The 16619-nt window shown below is 69.6% G+C and carries 14 protein-coding genes; 10 read left to right on the top strand and 4 right to left on the bottom strand.

The window, feature by feature from the left end; genetic code table 11:
- The first annotated feature begins 267 nt into the window (after positions 1-267).
- The 10 genes from OHA25_RS36370 (at position 268) to OHA25_RS36415 (ending at position 12352) form a co-directional block, all read left to right on the top strand.
- Complete coding sequence (locus OHA25_RS36370; protein ID WP_327581440.1) at positions 268-3015, top strand: helix-turn-helix transcriptional regulator; 2748 nt, start codon at positions 268-270, stop codon at positions 3013-3015.
- A gap of 538 nt (positions 3016-3553) precedes the next feature.
- A complete protein-coding gene (locus OHA25_RS36375) occupies positions 3554-3922 on the top strand; it encodes a YciI family protein (protein WP_327581441.1) in 369 nt (122 codons plus the stop codon).
- 182 nt (positions 3923-4104) lie between these two features.
- Positions 4105-4965, top strand: a complete 861-nt coding sequence (locus OHA25_RS36380) for an alpha/beta fold hydrolase (protein WP_327581442.1) — start codon at positions 4105-4107, stop codon at positions 4963-4965.
- Between the two features lie 188 nt (positions 4966-5153).
- Entirely contained in the window at positions 5154-5864 is a 711-nt protein-coding gene (locus tag OHA25_RS36385) for an alpha/beta hydrolase (RefSeq protein WP_327581443.1), read from the top strand.
- 318 nt (positions 5865-6182) lie between these two features.
- On the top strand, positions 6183-6695 hold the full coding sequence (locus OHA25_RS36390) for a (2Fe-2S)-binding protein (protein WP_327581444.1): 513 nt from the start codon (positions 6183-6185) through the stop codon (positions 6693-6695).
- An 11-nt stretch (positions 6696-6706) separates the two neighbouring features.
- Positions 6707-7687 carry an FAD binding domain-containing protein gene (locus OHA25_RS36395; RefSeq protein ID WP_327581445.1) on the top strand — a complete coding sequence of 327 codons (981 nt, stop codon included), beginning with the start codon at positions 6707-6709 and terminating at the stop codon, positions 7685-7687.
- Positions 7684-9879, top strand: a complete 2196-nt coding sequence (locus OHA25_RS36400) for a xanthine dehydrogenase family protein molybdopterin-binding subunit (RefSeq protein ID WP_327581446.1) — start codon at positions 7684-7686, stop codon at positions 9877-9879. The genes OHA25_RS36395 and OHA25_RS36400 overlap by 4 nt, the downstream gene beginning before the upstream one ends.
- A gap of 402 nt (positions 9880-10281) precedes the next feature.
- Positions 10282-10617 (top strand): hypothetical protein, encoded by a 336-nt coding sequence (locus tag OHA25_RS36405; RefSeq protein ID WP_327581447.1) that lies wholly within the window; start codon positions 10282-10284, stop codon positions 10615-10617.
- A gap of 221 nt (positions 10618-10838) precedes the next feature.
- Entirely contained in the window at positions 10839-11018 is a 180-nt protein-coding gene (locus tag OHA25_RS36410; RefSeq protein WP_327581448.1) for a hypothetical protein, read from the top strand.
- A 323-nt stretch (positions 11019-11341) separates the two neighbouring features.
- Positions 11342-12352 (top strand): ABC transporter substrate-binding protein, encoded by a 1011-nt coding sequence (locus OHA25_RS36415; protein ID WP_327581449.1) that lies wholly within the window; start codon positions 11342-11344, stop codon positions 12350-12352.
- On the opposite strand, the gene OHA25_RS36420 is transcribed toward OHA25_RS36415, so the two are convergent.
- The 4 genes from OHA25_RS36420 to OHA25_RS36435 all read right to left on the bottom strand — a co-directional run bounded on the left by OHA25_RS36420 (position 12349) and on the right by OHA25_RS36435 (position 16559).
- Positions 12349-13149 carry a substrate-binding periplasmic protein gene (locus tag OHA25_RS36420; protein ID WP_327581450.1) on the bottom strand — a complete coding sequence of 267 codons (801 nt, stop codon included), beginning with the start codon at positions 13147-13149 and terminating at the stop codon, positions 12349-12351. The genes OHA25_RS36415 and OHA25_RS36420 overlap by 4 nt on opposite strands.
- On the bottom strand, positions 13146-14474 hold the full coding sequence (locus tag OHA25_RS36425) for a hypothetical protein (RefSeq protein ID WP_327581451.1): 1329 nt from the start codon (positions 14472-14474) through the stop codon (positions 13146-13148). Before OHA25_RS36425 ends, OHA25_RS36420 begins: the two co-directional genes overlap by 4 nt.
- Positions 14475-14619: 145 nt before the next feature.
- A complete protein-coding gene (locus OHA25_RS36430) occupies positions 14620-15276 on the bottom strand; it encodes a maleylpyruvate isomerase N-terminal domain-containing protein (RefSeq protein WP_327581452.1) in 657 nt (218 codons plus the stop codon).
- 137 nt (positions 15277-15413) lie between these two features.
- Positions 15414-16559 carry a serine hydrolase domain-containing protein gene (locus OHA25_RS36435; protein ID WP_327581453.1) on the bottom strand — a complete coding sequence of 382 codons (1146 nt, stop codon included), beginning with the start codon at positions 16557-16559 and terminating at the stop codon, positions 15414-15416.
- Between the last annotated feature and the right edge of the window lie 60 nt (positions 16560-16619).

A 16619-nucleotide genomic window follows, 5' to 3' on the forward strand; every position in this document is an offset into this window, starting at 1 on the left:
AGCCGTCCCCAGGGCGAGGTGCCGCCGGCACTCGACAGGGTCCCGCTCATGAATCACTCGACACCCCTTCCGAGCTGCGGGAAACTCCTCGCGATGACGCAACGAACCGATGCGCCTCCCATCTGGGACGAGCGCACGCAGCTGACCATCGTCCTGGACTACGCCCGTGAGACGGCGCCTCACCCGCATCATCTACAACACCCTCCAACCCGACAAAACCATCCAGCCGACCGCACGCGCGGCAGCGGCTTGACATAGGAGCAACGCATGTCACTGGTGGGCAGGGAGGTCGAGCAAGCGCGGATTCAACGCCTGCTGACAAATGCGCCCGACGAACGCAGCGGCGCGCTGGCGCTGCGGGGCGCAGCGGGCATCGGGAAATCGGTCCTTCTCGACCACGCTGTGTCGATCGCCGAAGTCGAGGGCAGCATGCACGTGGTCCGCGGAGCAGGGGTCGAGTCCGACTCCGAGCTGGCGTACGGCGGCCTGCACCAACTCTTGTTTCCTCACTTGGATCGGTTGGACGCCCTCCCCGCTCCCCAGGCCAGGGCACTGCGTTGCGCCTTCGGCCTGTCAGAGGGAGACGAAGCCAACCGGTTCCTGATCTCCGCCGGAACCCTGTCGTTGCTCGCCGATCTGGCCGAGAATGCCCCGCTGCTGTGCGTGGTCGATGACCTGCAATGGTTCGACCAGGGTTCCGTGGAGGCGCTGTTGTTCGCGGCCCGCCGCTTCGTGGCCGATCCGATCGCGGTGCTGTTTGCGGTGCGCGAGACGTCGGTGCCGTTCGACATCGCAGGCGTCGAGGTCGTGGATCTGTCCGGCCTCGCCGCGCCCGATGCCGCCCGACTGCTCGACGACCACGCACCGGAACTCATCGAACCGGTGCGGACCCGGGTCCTCGCAGAGTCCGGCGGCAATCCCCTGGCGATCATCGAACTCGGGTCGTCGCGGCTCGCGGCAAACGATGTCGACGAGTCCGACCCGGCCGAGCAGGTCGGCCCGCTGCCGGTGACCCGCCGCGTGCAGGAGGCATTCCGCCACCAGATCGTGGGGCTTCCCGGCCCCACCCAACGCGCGCTTCTGGTGGCGGCGGCCGACATGGCGGCGCCTCTGACGACGCTCCTGCACGTGATCGAATCCCTCGGTGGCGCCGCTGGCGACCTGGCTCCCGCCGAACGGGACCGGCTGGTCTGGATCGACAGCCGGATCACGTTCCGCCACCCCTTGGTACGGGCAGCCGCCTACCAGGACGCGCCGCTGCACCGGCGGATCGAGGTACATCGCGCGTACGCCGAGGCGCTGCGCGCGGACGCCGATGCCGACCGTCGGGCCTGGCACCTCGCTGCTGCCACCACCGCCCCCGACGAGGCTGTGGCCGCCGAACTGGAAGGCGCGGCGGAGCGGGCCTGGCACCGAGGCGGGGCGATGGCGATGTCCGCTGCCTACGACCGCGCCGGTCGACTCAGTGCCGACCGGGAGCTGAAGGCCCGGCGTATCGCTCGGGCCAGCCAGGCCGCGTTCGATGCCGGCAAGGCCGACCGCGCCGCCCGGCTGGCGGCCGAAGCGCTCTCGCTCACCACCGACCCCGGCATCCGGGCCGCGGCCATCTATACCCGTGGCGCCGTGGAGTACGAACGCACCTCGCCGCGGGCCGATGCGGAGCTGACGATCGAAGCCGCCGCGTTGGTGTGCGACACCGATCCGGAGCGCGCCGCGCTCACACTCTACGAGGCTGCGCACGCCTCCCGGCACGGAGCGGCGCACGACCTCCTGCAGCGTGCGGCGGATCTGATGCACGAGTTCACCCCGCCGGAGCACTGGGCACCCGTTGTCGCCGCCCTTCTCGGGTGGGCGGAGCTCTTCGCCGGACGCCCGGAGCTGGCCGTCGGCCCGATGCGCGATCTCCACACCGCCACACGCGGCGGCGGGAACGACCTGATTCATCGCATCACGGCCGGGCTCGGCGGGCTCATGATCGCGGACGACGACAGCGTCATCGCCGGGACCGAGGACATGCTGGCCGAAGTGCGGGCCAAGGGGGCGTTGGGGTGGGTCCCGTACACCCTGAACGTGCTCGCGGTGGCGCGGCTGTTCCGCGGCGAGTTCGCGGACGCCCGCGCGTGTGTGGCGGAAGGCGCATCCGTGAGCGACGAACTCGGGAACACGACCGAGAGCCTGGCACACTGGTCGGTGGAAGTGTGGTTACACGCCGTGTCGGGTGACGAGGCACGCTGTCGAGCTCTCGCCGAGGAGGTGCTCCCGCGAGCCCGAGCCCGGCACCGGGTCAATGCCGAGATCGCGGCCTGGGGTCTCGGCATGCTCGACCTTTCCGCCCGGCGGTTCGGGGAAGCACTCGACCGGCTCGAGCGAGTGTCCCGGGGACCTGCACGCCGCGACCTCCTGGTCCGGGCGGTGCCGGATCTGGTGGAAGCAGCCGTGCGCAGCGGCATGCCGGATCGCGCCCATGGACCACTGGCAGCGTTCCGCCACTGGGCTGAGTACGTCGATCGCCCGGTCGCCACCGGGCTCGTACGACGCTGCCGGGCCTTGCTGGCCGACGACGGCGACGCCGATGCGCTGTACGCCGATGCGCTGCGGCTCCACGAGCGGCACGGCGGCCCCTATGAGCGCGCCCGTACCCAGCTGGTCTACGGCGAGTGGCTGCGCCGCCGGCGCCGCCGTACCGAGGCCCGCGCCCATCTCGCGGCGGCGGTCTCCGCGTTCGAGCGCCTCGGCGCGGGGCTCTGGGCCGAGCGTGCGCGCGGCGAGCTGGCCGCCTTCGGCGAGCGGGGCGATGAGCCTCAGCGCAGCGGCCCGCTCACCCTGTTGACCCCGCAGGAACTGCAGGTCGTGCGGCTGGCCGCCACCGGTCACACGAACAAGGAGATCGCCGCACAGCTATTCCTCAGCCCACGGACCGTCGGCCACCACCTCTACAAGGCGTATCCGAAACTCGGCGTCACCGGTCGCGCCGAGCTGACTGACCTCGTCCAGCCCGCTGTTGGCGAGCCCTGATCGACCGGATGCGCATGTCGGGGAGCGTGGATGCAGTGGGTCAGACATGGCCCCATGGGGCCCAGCTCCTGTGGGCACCCGTTGATGGCCGTCATCCGCTGGAGGTTGTCGGCGAAGATCCCGAGTCCGACCCAGGTCCGTGCGCCTGCGTGATGGCGCAGGCGGGTGCGGCGCAGTCCGAACCCCCGTGTGAGGTGGCTGCTGCGGGCCTCGATGCCCCGCGCGCCAGCTGCGCAGGGGGGCGGAAGCATCGACTCTGCTCGTGTTGTCGGCGGGTCTTGCTCAGCGTGCCCCCGCGTTGCGGGCCCATGTGTCTGACGCCGAGGCCGGAAACACTTACCCCGGGGACTTCGTCAGGGGCACGTAGCTAGTGGCCGACGCCAGTCATCGGTTTCCCGGACACCGGTAACGATGACCGATGCGTCGCTGGGGAGCCCCCGCCTAGCGTTTCCAGCGTTCGGACAGCGGTCGTCGGCCGCAACGCTCGAATTCGTCAGAAACAACCATCGAGAGCAACGCCCACGACGAGGAGACGACAATGACGAAGTACTTTCTGAGCCTCCCCCACGACTCCGCCGAGGAGCCGACGATGGAGGGCATGGACCCCGCGGAGCTGCTGGAGATAATGGCCGCGGTCGATGCGTTCAACACCTCCCTTCGGGAGGCGGGCGCGTTCGTGTCCGCTGGAGGCCTGCACCCGCCGTCGAACGCGACCACGGTGGACTACTCCGGTGATAGCCCCGTACTCACACCAGGCCCCTTCGTCGAGGCCGAGGAGTACCTCGGCGGCTTCTGGATCATCGAGGCCGAAAACGACGACGTCGCGATCGAATGGACCAAGCAGGTCTCGCGGGCGCTGCGAAGCAGGATCGAGGTACGTGCCCTCCAGGAGGAACCCGCTGCCTGACGGTCTGGCCATCCGCCCGATGCCGCCCAAGCCCGGGCACGACTGCGGTACACCCTCCAGACCCACCACACCAGCGGGGCGGGGGTCGTCTTCGGCTCACGCGCATGGCTCATCACCGCTCACCGCACCGACAGCGGCCAACCCACCAGCACCCGACCCGCCACGACCAAGAGGAACGCACCATGACCAAGCAAACAGTCACCATCGACGGGATAGACCTGTGCTACGAGGCGTTCGGCGACCCGGCCGATGCCACCGTGTTGTTGATCGCCGGCGGAGCACAGTCGATGATCTGGTGGGAAGAGGAGTTCTGTACCCGGCTCGCCGAGGCGGGTCGCCACGTCGTGCGTTACGACCACCGCGACACCGGCCAGTCGACCAGCTCACCGCCCGGGCGACCGTCGTACACCGGCCACGATATGGCCACCGACCCGCTGCGAATCCTGGACACCCTGGGAGTGAGCCGCGCACACCTGGTCGGGCTGTCGATGGGAGGCGCCATCGCCCAGCGCATCGCCCTCGAACACCCCGAACGGGTGATCACCTTGTGCCTGGCCTCAACCAGCCCTGCCGTCCCGGCCGAGCACGATCGTAAGCTCCCACCGCCGAGTCCACAGGTGATGGCCACGTTCACTGACCCCGGACCCGAGCCCGACTGGACCGACCGGGACGCAGTGGTGACCTATCGGGTCGAGGCTGAACGGCCGTACGCGGGAAGCCTCGGGTTCGACGAGCCGCTCACCCGACAGCTCGCCGCCCAGGAGGTCGATCGAACCCGGGACATGGCCGCCTCGATGACCAACTACCTCGTCCTCGACGACGACACCCCGACCGGCTCCCGGCTCGACCAGATCACCGCCCCCACCCTGGTCCTGCACGGCACCACCGACCCGATGTTCCCCCTCGAGCATGGCCAAGCCCTCGCCGCCGAGATCCCCGGAGCGCAGCTGGTCCCCCTTCCCGGTGCCGGGCATCAACAACCGCCACGAGAACTCTGGGACCTGGCCATCGCGGCAATCGTCGAGCACACCGAAGAAGGCTGAAGCCCATGTCCCTGATAGCAGGCGACGTGACGAGGTCCGGAGCCCTCCGCCCTGCACTGAACAACCCCTACCTGACCCAGTCCAGCGAGCCACAAGCCGGCGGCGTCGCCGACCTGGCATCGCCACAGGTGATGCATGGCCGGGAATAGCGTCTATCACCCTCACCGCAGCAAGAGAGGCAACGAGCCATGAGTACATTCGCGCTCATCCACGGCGCCGGCGCCGGCGGAGGCTGGTATTGGCACCTCGTAGAAGCCGAACTCCGATCCCTCGGACACACCACTGTCGCCCCCACACTGTGGACCGGCGACGATACGGCGACCTTAGACGACTACGCCGACACCGTCGTCAACACCATCGACACACAGGATGAGCTCTTCGTTGTTGCACATTCGTTCGGCGGGTTCACCGCGCCCCTGGTCGCCGAACGTCTCCCCACCGCCGGACTCATCTACGTCACCGCCATGATCCCCCGGCCCGGCGAACCGCCGGCCGACTGGTGGAGCAACACCGGACACCCGGAGGCTGTTCGAATCCAGGCCGCCAAAGACGGTGGCCTTACCGGCTCCTCCGACCCATACGTTGGTTACTTCCACGACGTGCCCAAGCATCTGGCCGACCAGGTGTCGAGTAGGGAACCGCCCCCGCCCTCCAACTCCGCCTACTACGAGCCCTGGCCCCTCGACACCTATCCGACCACGCCAACGCGATACATCCTCTGCACCGAGGACCGGCTCTTCCCCGCAGCATTCCAGCGCCAACTTGTACGTGAGCGACTCGGAATCACCCCCGACGAGATCGCGAGCGGCCACTGCCCCGCCCTCAGCCACCCCACAGAGCTCGCAGCAATGCTCAACACGTTCACACCAGCCCGCAACGAAGCGTCCGGCATCGGCTGACCATGTTTGCTCGGACCACGAACCCGGCGAGCGTGCTGCATCACACCCAGGGGACAGGTGCACTCACGCGGGCCGCACCTGCACGGTCACCGCCGTTACCGACGGAGTACCAAGCCGCAAACGCGGAGCAGATCCCTGACCGAGCACGGCCGTCCAATGCCGTGAACGCCTCGACCGAGCGAACAGCATCCGGGGCGCCGGCCTATGCCAAGAAGGAAGACCCACATGTCCACTGACGACACATGCCACCTTGATGGGCCGTTGTCTCGACACAACGTTCATGGCGGCGACCGGGACCGTGACAGCGGGTGTTCTTGCGTGCGGGTCGGCGAGCCCGGCAGACTCGGCTGCACCCGCGCAGGGCCCGCCAGCAGAGTCGCGCTGAAGGTCAACGGCGTACTCGAGAGCATCGAGGTCGACCATCGCACCTCGCTGCTGGACCTGCTGCGTGAGCGGCTCGACCTCACCGGCACCAAGAAGGGGTGTGACGCGGGCGCCTGTGGTGCCTGCACGGTGCTGGTCAACGGCGACCGCGTCAACGCCTGCCTCACCCTGGCGGTTCGACTGCAGGACGCCGAGATCACGACCGTGGAGGGCTTGGCCACGGCCGACGATGATCTCCATCCGCTGCAGCAGGCGTTCATCGACCACGACGCCTTCCAGTGCGGGTTCTGTACGCCTGGGCAGATCATGTCCGGCATCGGCTGCATCGAGGAAGGGCACACCGGCTCCGCCGAGGAGATCCGCGAGTGGATGAGCGGCAACATCTGCCGCTGCGGCTGCTATGTGAATATCGTGCGCGCGGTCGAGCAGACCGCCCACGCGAGATGAGGCCGGGCCCCATGTATCCCTTCTCCTTCACCAAAGTCTCCGACACCCAAGGCGCACTCGCGGCCGGCCGGCGCGGCGGCCGGTACATCGCCGGCGGCACCACCCTGGTCGACCTGATGCGCGAAACCGTCGAACGCCCCGAGACGCTGGTCGACATCAGCGCGCTGCCGCTGCGCGAGGTCACCGTCACCGAGCGCGGGGGCCTGCGCATCGGCGCGCTGGTGCGGATGGCCGAGGCCGCCGCCCACCCCAAGGTGCGCGCCCTCTACCCGGTCATCTCCCAGGCACTGGAACTGAGCGCGTCCGCCCAGTTGCGCAACATGGCCACCATCGGCGGCAACATCATGCAGCGCACCCGGTGCACGTACTTCCGCGACGTGACCGCGGCGTGCAACAAGCGAGAGCCTGGCTCCGGGTGCGCCGCGTTGCAAGGCTTCAACCGCACCCACGCGATCCTGGGCACCTCCGACCAGTGCGTGGCCACGCACCCCTCCGACGTCGCCGTGGCCTTCGCGGCGCTGGAGGCCAGAGTGCACCTGCTAGGCCCGGACGGGGCACGCAGCGTCGCCTTCGCGGACTTTCTGCTGCGGCCGGGCAGCACCCCGAACCGTGAACAGGCCCTCCGGCAGGGCGAGTTGATCACTTCGGTGGAGATCCCTGCCCATCCGCGTCCGCTGAAGTCGGGCTATCTCAAGGTCCGCGACCGGCAGTCCTATGAGTTCGCGCTCACCTCCGCGGCCGTCGCCCTGCACCTCCGCGGCGGCGTGATCCACGAGGCGAAGGTCGCCGCCGGAGGTGTGGGCACCGTGCCGTGGAGGCTGCCCGAAGTAGAGCGGCACCTCATCGGCGAACGCCCCTCGCCGGCGCTGTGGACACAGGCCGCGCAACAAGCTGCGCACGAAGCCCGCCCCCTGGAGCACAACCGCTTCAAGATCGAGCTCCTCCAACGCACCGTCGAACGCCAGCTGCGCATCGTAGGAGGGACCCCGTGAGTCCGCAACCGCAGGAAGCCGTCGGGGCGCCGCTCTCCCGGGTGGACGGCCGTCTGAAGGTCACCGGCAAGGCGCTGTACGCCGCCGACCACGCCGCCGACGCAGCCGTGCACGCGGTCGTCGTCGACAGCAGCATCGGCCGGGGCCGCGTGACCGGCATCGACACCCGTGCGGCGCTGGCCCAGCCCGGCGTGCTGAAGGTGATCAGCCACCTCGACGCTCCGACGCTGCCCTACCAGCGCAACGCGCTCCCGCTCAACCCGCCGGGCGAGCGGCTGCATGTCTTCCAAGACGACACGGTGCGCTTCCGCGGGCAGCCGGTCGCCGTCGTGGTCGCCACCACACTGGAGGCCGCCCAGCACGCCGCCGGCCTGGTGACGGTGACCTACGACGCCCAGCAGCCCTCGACCGACATGACCGACGCGCCGGCCGGCGAGCCCGAGACCTACGCACGCGGCGACGCGGACAAAGCGCTGGACTGCGCCGCCGTACACATGGAGATGACCTACCGGACCGCCCGCAACCACCACAACCCGATGGAGCCGCACGCCACCATCGCCCGCTGGGACGGAGACAAGCTGACCGTCTGGGACAAGACCCAGTGGGTGTTCGGCACGCAGACAGAACTCGCCACGGTGTTCGGCATGGCGGTGGAGTCGGTGCGCGTCATCTCGCCGTTCGTCGGCGGCGGGTTCGGCAGCGCGCTGCGGACCTGGCCGCACGTCATCATCGCGGCCCTGGCCGCTCGCGAGACCAGGCGCCCGGTCAAACTCGCCCTGACACGCAGGCAGTTGTACTTCGGGACGGGCTTCAGGCCCGCCTACGAGTACTCGGTGCGCCTGGGCAGCGACCGACGCGGGCGTCTGCGCGCGATGGTTCACGACGTGCGCGGCGAAACGTCGAGCTACGAGACGTTCATGGAGTCCGTCCTCACCCCCGGGCAGATGCTGTACAACATGCCCAACGTCCGCCAGGCACACCGGACGGTGCCACTGGACGTGAACACCCCGCTGTACATGCGCGGCCCCGGATACACCACCGCCTCCTACGTCATCGAGTCGGCGATGGACGAACTGGCCCACGAACTGGGCATCGACCCGATCGAGTTGCGGCTGCGCAACGAACCCGACGCCGACGAGTCCAGCGGGCTGCCGTTCTCCACCCGCAAGCTGCGCGAATGCTACGCCGTCGGCGCCCGTGAGTTCGGCTGGAACCGGCGCGACCCCGAGCCGCGCGCCACCCGCGACGGCGACTGGCTGATCGGCACCGGCATGGCCGCCGGCCTCTACAACACCGCCCGCAACGACGCCCAGGCCTCGGTCAGGCTGAACGCCGACGGCACCGCCCTGGTCCAGTCCGCGGCCAGCGACATGGGCCCGGGCACCTACACCTCCCAGACCCAACTGGCCGCCGACGCCCTCGGCCTGACCATGCGCAGCGTGACCTTCCGCCTCGGCGACTCCCTCATGCCACCGGCCCCGGCGCACGGCGGCTCCTGGACCATGGCCAGCGTCGGATCGGCCGTCCAGGACGGCTGCGACAAGCTGCGTCGGCAGGCCATCGAACTCGCCGTCGCCGATGAGAAATCGCCGCTGCACGGCGTCGACCCCGCCACCATAGTGGTCCACGCAGGCCGGCTGCAGGTCAATGACAACCCCGCACGCGGCGAGACCTACCAGCAACTCCTGACCCGCAACAAACGCACCCATCTCCAAACACTCGGATCCTTCACCCGGCCCACCGGGCCGCAACGCTTCTCCCTGTACGCCTACAGCGCGACGTTCGCTGAAGTCGCTGTCGACGCCCGACTGGGTCTGGTGCGGGTGCGGCGGATGCTCGGCGTCTACGACGCGGGCCGCATCATCAACCCCAAACTCGCCGACAGCCAAGCCCAGGGCGGCATGGTCGGCGGTATCGGCCAGGCCCTGCTGGAGCACACGGTCACCGACCACCGCGACGGCCGCATCGTCAACGCCAACCTCGCCGACTACCTCGTCCCTGTCAACGCCGACATCCCCAGCCTGCGGGCGATCTACCTCGACGGCGACGACCGCAAGGCCGATCCCATCGGCGTCAAAGGCCTGGGAGAGCTCGTGCAGATCGGCGTGGCGCCCGCCATCGCCAACGCGGTCTTCCACGCCACCGGCCGCCGCGTCCGCGAACTGCCCATTACCGCCGAGGCCCTGCTCTGAGCACAAGGGCGCCGTCTGACGTTCAGGGGGCGGGCCGAGCGGCCCGCCGCCGGACACCAGGGGGCCACCGTCGTCCATGTCAGCGGCAGCGCACCCCTGCCGCCAGGCAAGGGCAAGGTCGCCGTCCAGTACCTCGACCACGTTCGCGGCCACGATCCGGCCCTGACCCCGGTGCAGCGCGATCCCGGCCGAATGGAGCCAGCCGACCTGACCGTGGTCCTTCCCCTGCGCGGCGAAGGAGCCCCGCGGCCCAGCACCACGGCCGCGTCGAGACCGCCGGTCACCGCCTCGCGCGCTCCCGGAACCTGACGCGCCGCCCGCAACGTCGCAGGCAGCCGGCGGCATGACGACCTTGCACCGGCTCCTGTCGCGCCGCGACATCCCGCTACGGGAGAAGACCCTGTGGCGGATGCTCACTGCCCGCTCACGGGCCGGGCCCGGCTCGGCTACGACCGTGCCCGCGTGCTGCTCGACAAGTACGCCGGACTCGACCTCCACCAGCTCGGGCGCAGCGCCGCCACCCATCTCGGCGAGGCCGAGGTCCCACTCCAGCTCATCATGGGCAAGACCCGGCACAAGAACCCGCGCACCACCATGTGCTCCGTCAAACTCGGCGCCGAGGCCATCGCGGCCGTCACCACCCACTCGCGTCGCCCCGCCGTGCCCACTGACCAGCTCTTTTCCTGGAGAGAAGGGGCACTGTCCCTTCTTTCTCCCGTACTTGGTCTGCCCCCGTGAAGGGCTTCGGGCCTGTGACGATGCCGCCGCCATGAGCCTCCGTGGTGGGCCGGGCGCGCCCCGGGCTCCCGTTGACCACGGACCTCCTCCACCATGATCGGGGAAACCGGCCATGCCGCCGGGCAGCCGGGACCGGTGCAGGGCGAACGGTTCAGCGAGGACTACCACGGCACCCACGCCAAACCCGCCCGGCCCCGGGCGGTTCCGTCTCCATTTCCGAGATGGCGAAGCAACGTGATCGATGGGCGCTCCTCGCCGTACCTCCGCTGGACCCGATCTCGCCCAGCTCCAGCGACGACATCGACTTCTTCGGCGTCATCAACGTCGACGTCGAGGCGGAACCAGCCAGCCTCGTACCAGCGGATGGTGGCCGCTGCGGTCCGCGTAAGAGCCAGGGCTGATGCCCGGAGTTCGTCCGCGCCGACCGCCAGGCGCACCCCTCCCAGCGCTGCGCCGGCTCGGTCGGCCGGCGGCTGCGGCCGGGCGGTCGATGTCGTTCGGCATGTCCATCCATGAAGCTGCCCCTTCGCTCTCTGCGCGCGGTCGGTCGCTCGCGTGGGACGGGACGGTGGACAGCGGACGCGGGCGGCGCGCGTGCCTGCTCACGCCGCAGGAGTTTTACGGAGGTCTTCCACGCGGAGATCGGTTGCGTGACGCTCGTGACCGAGTGTCGAATGGGATCGGCACATGAGGCGGGACGTCGGGCGAACCCCGGGGAGAGGCCATGAGGCCGTTGGCCATCGCATTGGTAGCGATCCTGATGGCCGCGGGCTGTTCGACGCCGAGACGAGACAAGATCACGGTGGCGTGCGGCGCGAGCGAGCGATGGTGCGCGATGATGGTCAAGAGATTCTCCGATGCCACCGGTGTGGAGGCCGACTTCGTCCGGCTGTCGAGTGGAGAGGCGCTGGAGCGGATCAAGGCGGCCAGGGCGCGGCAGGAGTTCGACGTCTGGCATGGCGGTCCTGCCGACTCCTATGTGGCCGCCAAGAGTCTGGGGCTGCTCGAGCCGTACAAATCCGAAAAATCAGGTGAAATCCGGAAGGAGTGGGCTGATCGGGAGAACGCCTGGAGCGGGATCTACGCCGGCGTGCTGGCCTTCTGCAACAACACCAAGGAGCTGGCCAAGCGAGGCATGCAGCCGATCCGCTCCTGGCGGGAGCTGCTGGATGAGCGGCTGCGCGGCAGCGTCGCCCTGGCCCATCCCGCCACCTCCGGAACCGCCTACACCACGCTGTGGACGCACGTGCAGCTCGGCGGCGGCGATCACGACGCGGCGCTCGGCTACCTGCGCAGCCTCCACCCGAACGTGCTGCGATACACCTCTTCCGGCAGCGCAGCCGCCCTGCAGGCGGCCAAGCAGGAGGCCGCGGTCGGCGTCGTGTTCTCCCACGACTGCGTCACCGCCCAGGAGCAGGGCTATCCGAACCTGCAGGTGACCTTCCCGCAGGAGGGCACCGGCTACGAGCTCGGTGGCCTGGCCGTGCTGGCCGGGGCCCACAACCCCCACAGCGCACGCACGTACGTCGACTGGGCGCTGAGCGGGGCGTCCCAGCAGCTGGGGCCGCTGGTGCAGTTCTACGCCCTGCCCACCAACACCAAGGTGCCGGCGCATTCCAAGGCGGCCGACCCGGCGGCGGTCAAGCTGGTCTCCTACGATGTGGAGGTCGCCGGGCGGGCCAAGCAGGCGCTCGTCGACCGGTTCAGCGCGGAGATCGCCCGGCCGCCCGCCTAGGAGCAGCCCTCGAACTGCGGGACCGAGACCACCGACAGGTCGATGCCTGACTTGCCGAACCACTTGTCCAGCAGCATGTGCGCCGTGCCGTCCTGGTACATCTGGGTGATGGCGCGGTTGAGCTCCTCACAGCCGTCGACGTCGCCCTTGCGCACGCCGATCGACGTGCGTTGCTCGTTGAAAGCCGCGCCCACCAGGTGCAGGTCGACGCCCGGCTTGGTGAGCAGCCCCGCCAGGATCTGGCTGTTGGTGGAGATGGCGTCGATCCTGCCATCCTTGATCATCTCTAGGCAGACGTTGTAGTCGGGTGCCGCGACGGCGATCGCCTCGACCCGGCGCTCGTCGATGATCCGCTGGGCGATGTTCGTGCCCCGCACCCAGCAGATCTTGCGGCCCTTCAGGTCGCGGACGTCGCGGATGACGCCCCTGTCGGCCGGCCGTACCGCGATGTCCTGGAAGTCGACGTGGTACGGCCCGGCGAAGTCGATCACCTTCTTTCGCTCCGGGGTGACCGACATGTGGGCGAAGACCAGGTCGGCACGCCCGTCGGTGAGCACGGTGAGCTGGTCGCCGGCCTTGATCTCCCGCCAGTGGATCTGCTTGCCCAGCCGGGACAGCAGATCTTTGGCCACGTCGATGTTGAAGCCGTCGTAGGCGCCGTTCTGTCCTGTGAAACTGATCAGCGGAACGTCGGAGCGGATCGCGACGACCACCTCGTCGGTGTCCACGAGGGAATCCGGCCGCGCGGTGCCGCAGGCGGTGAGCAGCACAATCAGGCAGATCAGCAGTTTTCTCACCGGTACTCCCTGAGTCGCGGCCAGACGCCGGCCAGAATGAGCAGGGCGCCGGCGGCCAGCCCGCCGGGAATCGACCGCCACAGCGTGTCCAGGGCGCCGTCGCCGCTGTCGATGGCGCGCTCGAAGTCGGACTCGTGCCGCCGCACCAGCTCCTCCAGCACCGTGTCGTAGCTTTCGTAGGCCTCGGTGAGCTCGCCGTCCCAGAACTTGATCGCCGCCTCGGCCGGCATCGTCCGCATCCGCGCGTCGGCCTGCTGGAACCTCTGGTAGGCGGCGAAGAGCCGTTGGCGGTCCTGGCCCGTCAGACTGCCGAGCAGGCCCTGGACGTTCGCCTGCAGCTTGCTCTGGTAGTCCGGCAGGCTGGTGGACTCGACGGCTGCGATCGTCCGGGACTTGTCCAGGAAAGTGTGTTCGTAGGTGTCCTTGCGGAAGCGGTCGAGCAGGTAGCGGCTCTGGTCTCCGTGCATGCTCGTGCTGATCGCCCGTGCTCTGGTCAGGGTGAGCACCGCGTCGAAACCGCGGCGCTTGGCCTCCTCCAGCGCCTGGCCCTGCCGGGTGAGCAGGGCGGCGCCGGTCACCAGGCCGGCCGCGGTGAGCACGGTGGCGACCACCAGAGCCGGCGCGAAGACCCGGCGGAACCTGCGGGTCAGGTAGGCCTGCAGGCCCAGCAGGCAGGCCAGCGCGAGCAGCCCGGTGACGATGACGGCGGAGCGGGCCAGCGAGGTGGCCGAGCGCTCGGCGTCGTGCGCGCGCCTGACGATCGTCCCGGTTTCCAGGGTCAGGTTGTAGGCCTGGGGGAGTAGTTCGCGGTGCATGAGGTCGGTGGCCTTCTGATAGGCCTCGACCACATGGTCGGGCGGCTGTCCCGCGGTGTGCCCGGATTGCATGTCCAGCAGCCGGGCCTGGGTGGCCAGCCGTTCGTAGCGGCCCAGCCCCTCGATCAGCGACTCGACCGTGCGTTGCTCGGAGGGGTCGTCCAGGGCGAGCCGGTAGGCCTTGAGCAGATTCTCGGAGATCTCCAGCCGCCGCTGGTCATAGCTGGTCAGGTCGGCCTGCTGCTGCGGGCCGTACTCTCTGCCCAGCAGCAGGGTCTCGGCCACCAGGGCGTCCATCTCCGACATCTGCCGATACAGGCCCGTGGTGGCGAGCACCTGCGGCCCGGCGTCATGCCCGATGGTGCGCAGGCCGGAGCCCGTACTCGCCGCGCCGGCCAGGATCGCGGCCAGCAGCAGTGCCAGCGTGAGCAGGGACAGCCCGGCCAGCGTACGCACCCGCCCGGAGACCGACTCCGAACGCCGGACCGGAGGCCTCGCCGTCACCGTCATGGCCCGCTCCGGCGGGAGACGCCGGGATCGTTGGTGCGCACCGCGCGCCTCCCGAGATCGGCTCGTCCTGGGAAATCGAGCATGGCTGCGGGCGCGGCAGGTCCGCAAGAGGGGCCAGGCCCGAAGATCCCGTCCGGGCAGACGATCACCCGAGGACGAGCGGGAGTTTCGCGGCCAGCTCGCCCAGTGCGGCCTTCTCCGCGTCGCTCGGGGCACGCCGTCCGGTGCCGACCAGCAGCGCGTCCTGGTCGGAGAACGCCGCGGGGAACGCGGCCCCGGCGATCTTCTCCAGCATCTCGCGGGACCGGGCGAGCCCCTCCGCGGGCGGTCCCGACACCTCCGGCAGGTGCGCGACCAGGTCGAGGTGGTGCAGCGTCCACTCCAGGACGTACGCCGCGAGATAGTCGCCCGCGGTGAGGACCTCATCGCGGGTGGCGACCCGCAGGCCCGGGTCGGCGAGTTCGGCGGCGCGGCCGGCGGCGGAGCCGACGTCGTCGAGGTGGAACTTGAGCAGCCGAGGCTCCTCATACGCGGCGGCCAGCCGGACGATCAGCGCGTCGAGCGGGTCGTCCCCGGTCGGCGGCGTTTCGGCGACCTCCCAGTAGGTCACCGCGTCGCGGGTCGGTTCCGTTGCGGCGGGGGTCACCAGGGTGATCAGGACGTCCTGAGCGTCGATGACCAGATGGCACACCAGGTCCCGCACGAGCCAGCCGGCACAGCCGGACGGCTGCGCGAAGTCCTCGTCGGGGAGTTCGGCGACCGCCGTGCGCAACGCCGTCCACGAGCGTGAGAAGAGATGCACACCGGCACGGTAGTGCGGTGCCGCACGGGCGGACAAGCGCAGGGGGACGGTCCGGCTCGCGTGCCAGGCCGCCGCCGGCGTCCACCGGCTCGCGCCGGCCCCTGGCGGACGTCGCGAGCCGGTGGCGGGCAGTGTGCTTATGCACCGATGGAAATGCCGAACTCCGCGTGGATGAGCTTGACCATGAGGTCCCAGGTCTTCCATTCGGTGTTGGTGTGGACGGCGATGGTGTGCCGGTCGTCGGGGGTGCCGACCGCGAAGAACCAGGATCCCCAGAGGCTGCCGCCGACGCCGCGCAGCGTCCGGCCGCCCGTCGCCTGCTTGTCGAACTCGAACAGGCCCAGGCCGTAGCGGGCGTGCGGCATCCAGTAACCACCCTCGGTGGAGACCGTGGTCCACATCTGCCGGTGCTGGGCGGGCGGCAGCAGGCTGCCGCCGGCCATCGCGTCGACGAAGCGGATCATGTCGCCGGTGGTGGAGACGACATTGCCGGCCGACCAGGCCAGGGAGGAGTTGAACTCGGTGACATCCAGGGGCGGGAGGCCGGGCTCCTCGATCAGTGATTCCCAGTTCTCCGAGGTGACCGTCGCCGGGTCGGCGCCGTCCTTGAAGAACAGGTTGGAGTACGCCCGCGGGTGCGGATCGGGGTATCCGGTGTCCTGGGCGGGGCGCACACGGGTGTGGGTCAGTCCGAGCGGCTGGATGACCCTGCGCTCGACCTCTTCGGCGTAGCTGCTGCCGGTGACCTCCTCGATGATCGCCCCGGCGAGGTGGAAGCCGCCGTTGGCGTACTCGAAGCGTTCGCCGGGCTCACCGACCGGCGGCTGGGACACCGCCACCCTCAGCAGCTCCTCGGTGGTGAAGGTGTCGAAGCGATGCTGGAGGAATCCGGAGCGGGTGGCGTAGCGGTGGGACACCTCCGGCGCCAGGCCGGTCGCGAACAGCCCGCTGGTGTTGCTGAGCAGGTGCCTGATGGTGATCTTGTTGCCGTCGTAGCCGTTGACGTTCACCACACCCGGCAGCCACGTGTTCACCGGGTCGTCGAGGCTCAGCCGGCCCTCGGCCTCCAGGGTCAGGATCACGGCGGCGGTGAAGGCCTTGCCGCTGCTGCCGGTGTGCACGTATTCCCCCGGCCGGCGCCGGGCGCCGGTCTTGAGGTCGGCCACGCCGGCGGTGCCGAACCAGGTCCGGTCCTCGTCTTGGACCTCGGCGACGATGCCGGGGATGCCGACCTCGGCCACCGCCCAGTCGAGCACCTGCTGCACTTTCTCGTGCGCTGCCATTGCACTGCCTTTCGGACGTTTCTTCCGTACGCCCTCCACGGTGTCGACCGGCGCTTACAC

Origin of the sequence: Nonomuraea sp. NBC_00507, from assembly GCF_036013525.1 — a bacterium.
Lineage (GTDB): Bacteria > Actinomycetota > Actinomycetes > Streptosporangiales > Streptosporangiaceae > Nonomuraea.